Source organism: Morganella sp. B601, from assembly GCF_051172335.1.
Classification (GTDB): Bacteria; Pseudomonadota; Gammaproteobacteria; order Enterobacterales; family Enterobacteriaceae; genus Morganella; species Morganella morganii.
In genome coordinates, this window is sequence record NZ_JBPIZE010000007.1 from 1 (window position 1) to 13,157 (window position 13,157).

Below are 13,157 nucleotides of genomic sequence, written 5' to 3' on the forward strand. Positions count from 1 at the left end.
TTTTCTTTTGATGTGTTTTATTTGCTGTGACACAGATGGATTTCTGAATTCATTATCACTCAACCAGCTATTAGCAGCAGGTTTTAATGCTGTTGCCTGTTGAATTGCCTGAGTATATTTATCATTTATGGAGGTTAATGGCTTTATATTATTTAACATTACCCAGCAATATGCAGAGGCAATACTGTCTTCTTTAATCCATTCAAACTTTTCAATACTGATAAGATTATTGTTCACATGATTTAAAACTTCATTGGTAAGGTGATCGTAATTACTGTTCGCCATGCCAATAACTTCATTGATTAAATCTCTTAAACGTGATTTGTCATTTCTGTCACCTGAGAAATATTTATTTTCAACCCATTCAAATCTGGGCTCTGTTGACATGAAAAATACAAAAACACCCGCTTTCCTCAAGTCTTTCACTTTCAACAACTCATCAATCTCATAGTTTTTATCGTTCATAATCTGTTCATACCGCGTAGTCAATGTGTCGTTATTGTAGTTTGTTTTGGTCTCTGGAAAAGTGATGTTGTCGTGAAAATGTAAATTAATAATAGTTTTATGGTCTTTTTCATGAGTTAAAAATGAAGTGTTTTTATCATTTAATTTACATATTTATCCCGAAAATACTGGGTCAGAAAGTACTTTTTAGAGGAAAAAATGATGCTCATGATTACTTATCTTTTTCCCCGTGACTACTTCGGTGAGGAGACTAACTTTCAGGTATCTTGTTCATCGTGAAGCCTGCTGAAAATGCTGTCTGTGTATACTGTTTTAATAGACTCAGGTAACAATTGAAAAAGGATTATTTATTATTGTATTAATCTTGTTATATTAATCTTACCCGGTACTCTCTGCATCAGGTTAATATTAACCTCTATTATTATATCCACCTCTTTACTATCGATAACCCTATCCTTTTATCGAATAAACAACCAAATATATAGAATGGTGTTCCTGTTACTGATACGGGTACTGGTAATATCACTTTGAGTTACTTACTCATCTTCATGGGCAATAACTTCTGTTAATCAACACCTGTAATCTGAGGTGTCATTCAGAATGGATGTCATTAATCATCCTTTAAACCTGCCTGTTATGAACCGCCTGTCTCAGTAAAAAATAAAATTACCCTTCTTATATATGAACAGAAATACCATCATTAACCAGAGGGAATTAATCATGAAAGACGATATAACCTGTGAAATACTGGCGCTTTCACAAATCTACAATAACGGCACAGAGATTACTGATGATACTACAGACCGTGAATCACTCCGACTGATAGCGTTGTATACCACTGCATTAATTAAAAGAAAGAGTCAGCCTACTCCTTTTAAAGAGTGCTGCTTTGCTAATAAATTACATATCAAGGCTACTAAAACCGGTCAGTTATTTTATGAATTAATACAAAACATTCTTTCTCTTTCCCGTGTCACCGGTAACAGGCGTAAATTACATCCGGTTATTCCGCTGATTGTTTCTCTTGCTGAGAAATATCATATCCGTCCTGTTCCGATGCTGTCGGAATACTATCCTGACTCAGAGAAGGATATTAAACAGCTAAATGAAGCCTATTGTGAGTTTATTCAGTCAGTGGACAGCAAAGAGTATAAAAACGCTGTCAGTACCTTTAAGAACAGTGCCCGCAAGAATTACCGGTTCTGTTGCCGCTATATTAAAAACCTGTTTGAGCGCCATGCAAAGCTGCTGGTGGTACGGACAGACCTGTCTTACGGAAAACGGATCAGTCACAGAGTTACTGCCGGGGATTTAACCCGTCACCGTATTGCCCTGTACAAAGCAATACAGCGGTTACCCCTGTTTAAACACTGCGTCGGTTATATCCTGAAACTGGAATACGGCCGTGAGAAAGGCTTTCACTACCACTGCCTGTTTTTCTTCAACGGCCAGCATGTCAGACGGGATATCACGGTAGCCAGACTCATCGGTGAGTTTTGGCAGGAAACCATCACTGACGGACAGGGGATCTACTTTAACTGCAACCGCTATAAATCAGATTACCGTATCTGCGGCATTGGCATGCTGCACCGCAGTGAGAGCCTCCGGCGGGAAGGCCTGATGACCGCTGTGAACTATATCTGCAAAACAGACCAGTGGGTGAAACTGCAAGTACCGGGGATAGACCGGACATTCTGGCGGGGAACCATCAGAAACAAACGGTGTAAAACACGCCGGTAAATCTTTTTTTACAGACAAGGGGAATCTTATAGAAGTGCTATCCGCTGCGTCATCGATGGCACTTCTGCCTTTTTAATTAAACAAAGACAGGAGATTCCCTATGAATACCATGAATACCACCACTGCCTTTTCCCTGCTTGACGACCCGCTCGTGGAGATGAAAGAAATCACGAAATTAACCGGATTAACGGATAAGTGGTTTTACAAGCTGATCCAGAAAGGGCTGTTCCCGAAACCGATTAAGCTGGGAAACCGTTCCCGGTGGCTGACAAGTGAGGTTGACGCCTGGCTGCAGGCCCGTATTGCGGAGTCCCGGGGATAAAAGCCGGTTCCTTTCCTGACGTCTGTCCGGCTCTGTCCCTCGTATCCCCTTCTGTGGTTAACTGACCGGAACACACGAGGCGTATTAAGGTTACTTGCTGCCTTCGGGGCAATCGGTATATCAGCGCCTGTATCTGTATACTGTCCTTTGTTTCCCGTCACGGTATAATTACCGGATTAATGTAACACTTCGCAGCACACTGACCGGATATTAATTGTGCTCTGCGCTGGAGCAGCGGATAAAATCGCAGTTCCCGGCGCTGCACGGCGAGCTGCTGTATCAGTGTTACCTTGATAACCTGCCTGACCATTAATCCTGTCACAGTCCTGCCTGACCGCCTTCCCGGCGGTTTTCGTGCTGGTTCTTTGCCTGAAATGCCTTGTTTTTATGTCCCGGACCGGTACTTTTTTACCGCCGGAGCGCGTGGCGGTGTCATCACACCCGGTGATTGTTCATTATACCGACAGTTAATTTCGTATGATATGAAACAGCACCCATTAATTTCGTACAGACTATGATTAATCCGGTTAAATTCGTTCTTAGCTTCTGAACTAAACGTCCTTTTTTAATAAAAAGGAGATTAGGGCGCGTTTTTAAAGCGCACCCCATCGGTAAACACCAGATAATGCCTTCGCTCACAGGGAACTCCGTTCCCGCCGCTCAGAATGGTGAGGTTTCAGGCTCCGTGGACTATTCCCCGTAATGCCGTGCAGGCACAGCATAACGCGCAGTACAGCCGGGCGCGCCCGGCCAACTGCGGCCAGAAGCGGGAATAAAAACAACAGAATGGTTTTACAACCGGTTGATTCCAGCAGGACGGGGGGAGAGTATGCGGACTATAACAGCCTGTCACCGGCGTTGCCGGGCGGCGGCGGCCATCTGACCACAGTGATATTTTCGGTAATTTTTGCCGCCTGACATGCGCTGATGCGCATAAAACAGCATTATGATGGTTTTTTCCGGTGAAAATTCAAAAAAGGACTGAACAACCAAGAGCCAACTCACAGTTGAACGAAGATACCTGAAAATAAATTGTACTTTTTATTGGGATTCTTACAGGTAATTGACTTAATTTTTCAAATGTTTGTTTTTTATATTATCTAATGGAAAGTGAATGATTTATATGATAGAAAATAACCGCATAAAATGTGGGCTAAAAATGAATTTTAAGGTTGGTTATGGAACGCTCTCTCAGTGATACGTTTAAGAAAATTAACGATCAAACTTTGTTATTGCCTGACTTCCAGCGGGATTACAAATGGGGAATAGTAAAACAGCAAAGCTTACTTGCATCAATACTGCTTAAATTTCCGGTTGGTAGTTCCTTGATTTTAGAAGGGCAGTCAAACGATTTTGCTTTGCGTAAAATTGGGGAAACGGTGCAACATACTTTAGCTAGTGCTAACCCTTGCGAGTATTTGCTCGATGGCCAGCAGAGAACAACTACATTGTATAATGCATTTAATGATGTGTTTGACTTCTCTCAGTTCTCCGACCAAACCGAACTGTCTGAATTCATTTCGAGAAAAGCTAATCCTATGAAAGTGCGTTGGTTTATTCGCGTACCTGTTGTTGGTAAGGCGAATGAAAACGTTACTGATGTTTTCAATGCTACTAAGGTCGTGTTTGATAAAGACGGTCTTGATCACTTTGAGCCCAATGATATTGTCGATATTTTCAACTGTGAAACGTTCAACGAGCGCAACAGTAAAGGCGTGTCTAAGTGGTTTTCACCATACAACCAAATTAAAGCCATCGAGACAGGCAAGACCAAACCACAAGCTATCACTCAATTTGTTAACGACTGTGTCGAATATGGTATGATTCCTCTGTTTATGATCGGTACCAAGTCGATCGTAGTGAATCGAATTTTAGAAGGGATTGCTGAAATCAACATGCAGGCAATTCGTGACAAATACGAAGACGATTTTGCCTTCATTAAAGAACATTACGATACTGCCCAGCTTTTTGATGGTATTGATTCCATCGAAGAATGTGAAGACAATGGCATTGTCTACTCAGAAGAAATCGAAAAAATCTTCATCACTTGCAAAAGTGAGTGGAAAAATAACGTTTCTAATTACTTAGTTCGTGACATTTTTGATGACTATAAACTCAATAGTCTGGTGACCAACGATATCCGCCGGGCTATTCCTATTTTCTGTCATTTGAATGATGGTGGAATGAAGCTCGATGACTTTGACTTGGTATCAGCTAAAGTGGCAAAGAGTGTTGCTGGGGATACATCGACATACTCACTCAGCTCTATCATTCGTTCCATGTTTATTAAACCGGTTACCCTTTGTTCTTCGCTCCAGCACGCGAGTGGGTCATCAGGCGGCCTGTATCTCAATGAACTCGACAGTTTGTCAGATGGTTTACCTTCAGGTTATCTTTCTAAGGCGATTCTTGCTATCTGTACTGCATTAGCTCGCCGTAAAATTGAGCGTGAAGCGGGCAATGATTTTAAAGTGAAGAAAAAAGACACCAGTTCAAAAACGTTGCTGAGTCTGGATACTGAAATTATCCGCGAGTATCTTGAAACCGCAACTTTGGCCGTACAGCGCGCGTATTCGTTCCTATTGATTCGCTGTGGTGTTTATAACTCTAACAAGTTGCACTACAAGCTAATGATTCAGCCTATCGCTTTCATCTTCGCGGAAGATCGTTTTTGGGAGGATGCTTCAGTACATAACAAAGTTGAATTCTGGTACTGGACGAGTGCGTTCTCTGGTCGTTACCTTTACGATCAAAGTGCAGTGGTGATTGATGATATTAATCAATTGTACAACTGGATTGCTAACGGCGAGGGACAGGTAATCTTGGGCAGAGAAAAGCAGATTTTCCAAGATGATAAATTTGCGTCTAAAAAACTGTTGATGCAGTGTTTAAATGAATACCCGAAAGAGGGTATTCATAACCTGATTCTGCAATACGTTTTGAGTGTGTCACCAAGCTACGATTTGCACGCAACAGAAACTAAGCCACTCAATGCATTCAGAAAGAATAAACAGGGTGACGTTGTGTTGTGGCCGGCAAATGTGTCAGATGGCTTGAATGACCACCACATTATCCCGCTGGGCTCAGTAAAAGGACTGGGGCAAAAAACCGAGGATATTCGTCAAGACCCTAACCATATTTTAAACAGCCCGTTAAACCGAGTACTGATTTCTGGTGCGGCGAATAATGTGATTAGCTCAATGGATCCCTCGCGTTATTTTGATGATATTCCTCAAAACAATATCGTGATGAATTCACTTCTGATTGGAGATTCGTTTAAACGCATCTCTACTGGTTCGACTATTGAGGATATTAAGGCTGCATTGTCTGATCGTTTTGATGCGCTGGAAAGCTCCTTGAAGGCGCGTTTGTTGAGATTACGTACGGCTTAACATACATTACTATAATGTAGAAGGCGCTTTGTGTGTTGTGCAAAGCGCTTTTTTATTTTTCAATTACTTATAGCAGGTAATGCAGGCGCCACCACCCTCTTCAAGATCGTACATAGCATCCATGTCTAGCGTGTCGATGATCATGCTTTCATCAACCATGGCATGTATACCTAAGCGACGCTTTCTTTCACGTTGCTTTTTCTTTTCGAACCTAGCCTTTACTTTCTCGTGGTTTTCTTTGATTTGCTTGATGCGTTCAGGATCTTCGAGCGTTTCTAATGGTTCATTAGGGCCCATCCAGAAGAAGGTTTCACCATTGGCACTGGTTTCCGCTCTTTTCTCGTAAGCCTTTGCTTCCTCAAAGGCTTCTGGATGCTCTTCGCGTAGGCGAACCCATTCAATCTTGCGTTGGAAGAAGCAAAACGTACAGCCTGAACGAGATCGCCAGTCGTAGTACTTGGGTAAGCCCAACCCGGAACTATCAAGAATGTCGAGTACTCCCTGCTTTTTTATGCCGTCTTCTGCAAATGGCATTTTAATAGTGAGGTACTTTTGGTTTTCATTAGGACGGTAACCGTCTCGCCATGGTTCATCTGCGCGAATACCGACATAAGAGATGACTTCATAGCCATCATTAAGAAAAGGTCGAATCCATTTCTCAAAGGGTTCGAGCTTCATGCGGATCGTACACCACCGTTGCTGACCCGCGGGTAAAAAATTATTGTGTTGTTCTAACCAATAATCAAACCCTCTCTTGTCATTGATGTGCAAAATTGGCTTGCCCAGTACAATTTCAAGTTGTTCTAGATATTCATACACTTCGGGTAGTTCTTTGCCGGTATCAGTAAAGAAATATTCGATATTGAGTTCAGGATAGTTTCTGGCCATGTACACTGCGAGAGCAGCACTGTCCTTGCCTCCTGATAAGCCAAGAACATGTTTCACCTTGCGTTGATCACTCATTAATAATACCTGCATGCGTTAACTTTGCGTTTCGAGCGATTTTTTTAGTAGTTGTTGTAATATATTTATTTTATGGAAATCATCGAGTTCTAAGAGCTGACGTTCAATCGTGTTCATGGTACTTTTCAGCTCTTCTGTTTCTATTGTTCTGATTTCTCGTTTGAACGATGTCAGCTTTCCGTCATCCCCTTCTAAAACGAGGGAGACTAGCCTTGTTTTACCGGATTGGGGGGCTGCATCGCTGCCATTATGTTGGGACTTCACTATACTCAAAAAATCTTGGGCGTAATCACTGATTTTGTTTGATGCTGTCTGAAGGATGCCTTCGTTCCAGTTCTGTTTTCCGCGTCCGATGACGATCTGAATCATGTTTTCTAGCCATTGTAACAATCCCGTATCACTTTTCGCGAGTTCGCGTGCGAACGCCTTTAAGCGCAAGTCGCCGGAATTTTGCTCGACGTACTGGCACATCTCAGCAAGCTCTTCACCGCTTTCTGGGAAAATGGTTTTCACCTTGGTTTTAATGGCGGCAAGCATTTGCTCATGCTTTTGTCTCAATGTCTTAAAGCAGTCTTCTAACAGGTCGATTTGACTCGAAAACTCATCAGCACCAAAGGCGATTAATTCTTTATGCAAATCTTTGATGAGTAGTGTATGAGGGTCATTTGCTTGTAAAAATAGATCTCGGATCCTTAAGTAGGTTCTGTTGCGCACGTCGTCTGAGACAATATGGTGCGCGTTTTTCACCCAATGTGGAAGGTTGTGCATAGTTGTCACTAACGGCGTTGCGACAGAAAGGATGTTATTGGAGACATCACGGTTCGTTTCAGATGCCGCGAAAATAGCGAGATGCTGCAACCACTCTTTCTGATCCTTCGCTAATACGATGTATTTGACAGCGAGCTCGCTCGGGTTCTTAATCAGTTTGTGGACATAGTCACTATCTGGTTCTGCAATAAAGGCAAATGCACCAGACATATCTTTCTCGTAAAAGGCGACTTGTTCACCCATTGATTTCAAAAACGCTAGCAAGAAGATCGGGATGACACCTTTTGTTAAACCAAAAGGCGCGTTTGCCCAAAGCTCCGCGATTTCAGATAAATCGACCTCGTTGCCCTTGCGATCTTTTAGGTATTTTTCCGCTGCAGCGAATACAGCATTTAACTTTCTGTCTAGGTAATCTCTAAACCAATGCAGCCCCTTTTCACCTTCAGCTGAATGAATGTTAGTGTTTTTTAAACAGCTGATATACATGGATTTCTCAGGTGGGAATCCCTCAATGCCCAAATCCTCTCTATCTTCTTCATTAAGCATCGCTTCAAGTAGTTTTTTTAAAGCGGACACCGCCGTACCAGAGAGTTTGTTACGGTTAACCAGCTCGTTAAGAATTCTGGGGGTTTGATAGAATATTCTGTCAGCGGCAAAGGTGGCGATTTCACTCGTCGTTTCTTTGCTGTAGACCACACCATTGTGTATCCATCGCGCGTTATTGAAAGCGGTAGTCAATGCCGCGTCTAAAGCAGATTGAGCGTTAAGCGAGCGTGCTCTATGCTCTTCTCGAGCAACCTTGTCGTGCGTCAGCACAGCACCAGTAGTTTTGTCATTTTTGATGAGTTCCAGTGCGTATTTTTCATTGGCTAACTTGATAATTTCATTGGCATTAAATGCACATGCGACCATCAATGATTTATCATTGCGTGTCAGCTCAAGCAGGCGATCTTCTGGCTCTTCTTTGAGCAATAATAAGAAGTTTGCAAACTCTCCACTTCTAGATCCAATGAGGGTCGGTATATCGATATAGCTGAGTTGCATCGCTATAGTTTGAGCTGCCCATCTCAATGTGCCAAATTCGTGATAGTGACCTTTTGCAATTACTTGGGAACTAAAGTTAATACGCTCAATAGCTTCGTGGCTGTTATGCAGTTGTTCTATTTTCTCTTCAACTAAGCCAGCAATATCGAGATCTGAGCCTTCAAACACGACCCAAGACGATAAGTACTTTCTAAAGACGATGCATGAGGCTTCTTTTAGCTGTTGTAAGCATTCTTTTAGCTGTTTTTTATCAGTGATCTCTGTTGCGGTAAGGAGTACGCTCTCTGTCGCTGTTAGGTTGGCCGACTTACCAAACAGGGTAATTAATGAGATCGCTTTAAGCAATGCGATGCATTGTAGAGAAAAATCTTGTTTGAGTGCTTTTCTTATCGCATCTGCCGCGGTTGCCCATCCATGTCCATCGGGGGAGCCCAATATGGTGTGTTCCATGTTGGTTTCAAGATAATCCCACAGATGGCTAAGGTCGTATCGAGCGTTTTGGTCACTTGTTTGTTGTAAGAAAAGTTGGAAGCTGAATTGCTCGTACGAGTTCAAAAAGCTGAATGTACTGCGTTCGTTTTGACTAAAGCGTCTCTTGGCTATAGGCCCGAGTAGTAATGCTGTTAATGGGTGAAGTGGAATACATTGTTCTAGGCGCGTGAGTAGCAACTCTTTACGCTGCTGTTTGTCTTCAAGTGCTGAGAGTACGCGTTGGACGAGCTCATCACCACCACGGTGTGGTGACGTTGTTTTTATCGAGTTACTGATCAGCGCTACCGTTTCATCGGTCGATACATTGTACAGAATGTCGCTGTAGCGGCCTTGAATTTTGGCCCATTCATCTTGTAGCTTAGTGCCGCGCTCTTTTGCATATTCACTGAATGCTTGATGTAACAAGCCTAAGAAAATGACCGGAGTATTAATGCGAGAGAGTTCTTCAGCGATGTCTTGAAATAAGTGTAAATCACTACCGCTTCGGTTGATGAACTCTAAGCTTTTCCCCATCTCATCCGCGATGATCAGCACGCCATCAACATAAGGAGCGATATCATCAAAGAGGGCCTTCCAAGAGCTAATCAGTTCGCTATCGCTCTGAACACGGGTTTTATGGTACTTGTTAAATACTTTGGTCTTATGTGTATTAGGGTGCTCCTCAAGCGCTCTCAGCGTGGCATTCCAAAAAGATTCGACAGGGCCACTGACGCCCCCTACTGCGCGTATTTGTAGCCACCCTTTTTGGTATGGTGTGCTTTCTTCTAATAGCGATTGTGACTCTGCATTAATGGTATTGATTGCAGCATTACGGATACCTGAATCAGCATGTAGTAGACCGGCCATGAGCAGTGCTACCGTCGATTTACCGGAACCGTAAGAACCTGTTAATGTGTAAGCGCTTTGTCCGGTTTGGCCGTACTGGCGAAAGAGTGTTTCTAAGGAAGCTTGCGCTGTACCGTGGTAAACCAAGCTGGGAAAGAAGTCGGCGCTCAAGTCACTATCGATACGGGTAGAACGTTGGTGCCGTGTAGCGATAGAGTATTGTTTACTGAGAGTCACGCTTATCTTTCCTCTGGTTGGTAGTAATGTTTAAGGTACTGGTTTGGATCTATACTATCTATGCTGTCAAAAGAGTGCTGCACTTGTCTTAAGCCTTGAGTATCGGTCCAGGCAATTTTGCCGTCAGTGAGTGTTTCGACTTGATCCAGTTTGTCACTCAGCCCTGCGGAAGATAGGCGGAAGACCCGACCTGGGGAGCCTACGTCATTTAACAATGCGTCAAAAGATAAAGTATTGACCTTACTACCCTTATGTTTTTTCTGCATGTAATCTATTAGTGCATAGGTGAAAATTTCGACGGGTAAAGATGGACGTCGAGTAAGCTCCGCAAGGTAGCTCTTAGTATCCTCTTGTTTTAACAGACCGAGCTCCGTAAACGGAGAGGCAAAGCTGTCTTCGTTGATTTTGTTGGTCTGTAAGGATTTGTGTGCATACATTTGTAAAAGACAATCAATGTCTTTATTCAGCGTTGCTTCTGTGAGTTCTTTTTCGTGATTCGCCAGTGCGTCTTTGATTTCAGTCGCTAAGGAGTCTTTCTTTACTTTTATTCCATTGAAATAATTAAAGAAAAACCTAGAAGCATTAAGGTCAGCTCTAGTAGAGTCGATCGACTGTAGCAACCAATGCAGGAGCCAAGTTGTGCCTATTTTATCGAGGTATTCATCATACGCAGTATGCCCGTTTTTGTTGGTAAACAACCGCTCTGCAAGAGGTGTTAGTTGATAAATCTGTTCTTTGTTATCGATACAAATCACCAAGTTCAGCGCCCGGATCCAGTGTCGAACAGATAGCACCATGTTTTTACCCATTCCCATTGATTGCATCTGTTGCTCGATGTTCGACTTACTAGAAAGAGATTCGCCTTTTACAACTTCTTGAATAATCTTGTAAATCCATCCATAACGAATAGGGAAAGTTTGATGTCCGGAGAATTTCAGTGTTGTAGATTCGATGCTCAATGTGCTTACCTTGCTGAATTGGAGATTTTATCCAAACAGCGATCTTACACATTAATACCTTCAGGTCTAGCCGCTTTTGCTGAAAGTTGATGTGACGCTGTTTTTTTATACAGTTATTTTTAGTGGGGCAACTACACATTCACTTAAGTTATTCGGTGATATCTTTGTGCAGTTTAACGTATGATGGTTAACTAATAAGAACCTATGATGTCATATTTTCACTGTTAGTATTTTATTTTTATTGATCAGTTGCTTATCTTATTTATGTTATAGTGGAACCAAAATCGGTATACAGATACATCTGTAGAGCGAATTTCAATCCTTGGCCAGGGTTTTATTGCTTATAATGAACAATTACTATGACTACGCCGCTTCTACGCCGGTCTCTCAGCAAGTTTTAGATGCCATGAAACCTTGGGAAAATGAAAAGTTTGCGAACGCCTCATCGGCTCACCAAGCAGGAAGAGTTAGCGCTCAGGCAATCCAACAAGCAAGAGAATGTATTGCTAAGAAGATAGGTGCGCTACCGAGCGAGATTATTTTTACTAGTGGCGCCAGTGAAGCGAACAACCTTGCTCTAAAAGGTTTGGCTTTCAAGCACCTTGATGGCAAAGGTCATATCATAACTTCAGAGATCGAACACAAGTGTATTCTCAACGCTTGTGTTTTTCTCGAGTCCATCGGCTTTGAAGTAACGTATTTAACGCCAGATAATAATGGTCGGATCTTGCCGTCTTCTCTCGCAGCAGAGATACGAAGTAACACCATTTTGATTTCTATCCACCACGTCAACAATGAACTCGGGACCATTCAACCCATAGAAGATTTTGGTGCGATAGCTTTTGAGCACAATATCCCTTTTCACACTGACGCTGCGCAGAGTTTTTGCAAGTGTGATATAGATGTAGACGATATGGATATAGACATGCTCTCGTTATCTGGTCACAAAATCTACGGGCCGAAAGGCATTGGTGCGCTTTACGTACGTGACGCCAGAGACTCAGAACTCGTCCCTCTGATTCACGGCGGCGGCCAGGAAGCAGGGTTGCGGGGCGGTACCTCTCCTACTCCGTTGATCGTCGGGCTTGCAGCAGCGGTAGAATCATATCCAACAAAATCTAGCCCTATCGAAACACAATTTATCGACGTCATGGCACAGTTTGATTTTACAAGGAATGGTGGTGTGTCTGTAGTGCCGTCTACGTGGAGCATTACATTCCACACTGACGAAGAAGTGAAGCGCTTTACGAGCGATTATCCTTGGCTGATTTCTCAAGGTTCTGCGTGTAATTCGCTCTCAAATGTGGCTTCACATGTACTGACAGCGATTGGGATGCCTGAAGAAGTCGCCCGGCGCACTTATCGCATCAGCCTTCCTCCATACCAGATTAGCGAGAGATGAGCCTAAAGCCGAAAATGGTTTTTTCTTCTTGATGGTTAGGAGATTGGATCATGTCTTTTGAGAGCGACTGACCATAAATGGCCAAGCGCTGTATCCCCTGATGGTGCGGATCAGCTATGGTGGGTAGGCTCAAGGATCACTGGATGTCTTTTTTCCAACACTTCACTCAGGGGGGCTTGCACAGCCCCCACCAATTAAAATTACTTGCAATAAAATTAGCCTAAACATCCTATATAACTATATATAGTAAACTAGATATTATTGTTTGGATATGTTTTTTCGGCTATTTTGTTCAATTGTTTTATTATTTCCAATTGCTTTTTTTTTGATGATATACCTTCTGACTTTAATAAAATAAGCCTCTCTTTTTCAGTCTTTGAAATCAAATCATCAATAGCTAATATGTTGTTTTTAAATAAATATTTAACATGTTTAAGTTCATGGTTAGGAGATTGAATCGCTTCTTTTGGGCGCACCTGAGCATGAATTTAACGGTGGATCATCCTTTTGATAATGCAGCTATTCATCACTATCTATATGAAAATGCC

8 protein-coding genes are annotated in these 13,157 nt (G+C 42.5%); 4 read left to right on the forward strand and 4 right to left on the reverse strand.

Going from position 1 to position 13,157, the window contains the following annotated elements; all coding sequences use genetic code 11:
* Positions 1-465 (reverse strand): hypothetical protein (locus ACSBQN_RS16295; protein ID WP_434991739.1); only part of this gene is annotated, 465 nt, incomplete at its 3' end.
* Between the two features lie 720 nt (positions 466-1,185).
* Between ACSBQN_RS16295 and ACSBQN_RS16300 the strand changes: the two genes are divergently transcribed.
* From ACSBQN_RS16300 to ACSBQN_RS16310, 3 genes are all read left to right on the forward strand, one after another.
* A complete protein-coding gene (locus ACSBQN_RS16300) occupies positions 1,186-2,205 on the forward strand; it encodes a YagK/YfjJ domain-containing protein (protein WP_434991740.1) in 1,020 nt (339 codons plus the stop codon).
* 100 nt (positions 2,206-2,305) lie between these two features.
* Positions 2,306-2,527: a helix-turn-helix transcriptional regulator gene (locus ACSBQN_RS16305; protein ID WP_434991741.1), complete on the forward strand. Its 222-nt coding sequence runs from the start codon at positions 2,306-2,308 to the stop codon at positions 2,525-2,527.
* Between the two features lie 1,178 nt (positions 2,528-3,705).
* Positions 3,706-5,919, forward strand: a complete 2,214-nt coding sequence (locus ACSBQN_RS16310; protein ID WP_434991742.1) for a GmrSD restriction endonuclease domain-containing protein — start codon at positions 3,706-3,708, stop codon at positions 5,917-5,919.
* 63 nt (positions 5,920-5,982) lie between these two features.
* On the opposite strand, the gene ACSBQN_RS16315 is transcribed toward ACSBQN_RS16310, so the two are convergent.
* From ACSBQN_RS16315 to ACSBQN_RS16325, 3 genes are read right to left on the reverse strand one after another with little or no spacing between them, the layout of a single operon-like run.
* Positions 5,983-6,882 (reverse strand): phosphoadenosine phosphosulfate reductase family protein, encoded by a 900-nt coding sequence (locus ACSBQN_RS16315; protein ID WP_434991743.1) that lies wholly within the window; start codon positions 6,880-6,882, stop codon positions 5,983-5,985.
* 18 nt (positions 6,883-6,900) lie between these two features.
* Entirely contained in the window at positions 6,901-10,248 is a 3,348-nt protein-coding gene (locus ACSBQN_RS16320; RefSeq protein ID WP_434991744.1) for a hypothetical protein, read from the reverse strand.
* Positions 10,249-10,250: 2 nt separating this feature from the next.
* Complete coding sequence (locus tag ACSBQN_RS16325; protein WP_434991745.1) at positions 10,251-11,207, reverse strand: DUF4007 family protein; 957 nt, start codon at positions 11,205-11,207, stop codon at positions 10,251-10,253.
* Between the two features lie 346 nt (positions 11,208-11,553).
* On the opposite strand from ACSBQN_RS16325, the gene ACSBQN_RS16330 reads away from it, so the two are divergent.
* Positions 11,554-12,609: a cysteine desulfurase family protein gene (locus tag ACSBQN_RS16330; RefSeq protein WP_434991746.1), complete on the forward strand. Its 1,056-nt coding sequence runs from the start codon at positions 11,554-11,556 to the stop codon at positions 12,607-12,609.
* Positions 12,610-13,157 lie beyond the last annotated feature (548 nt).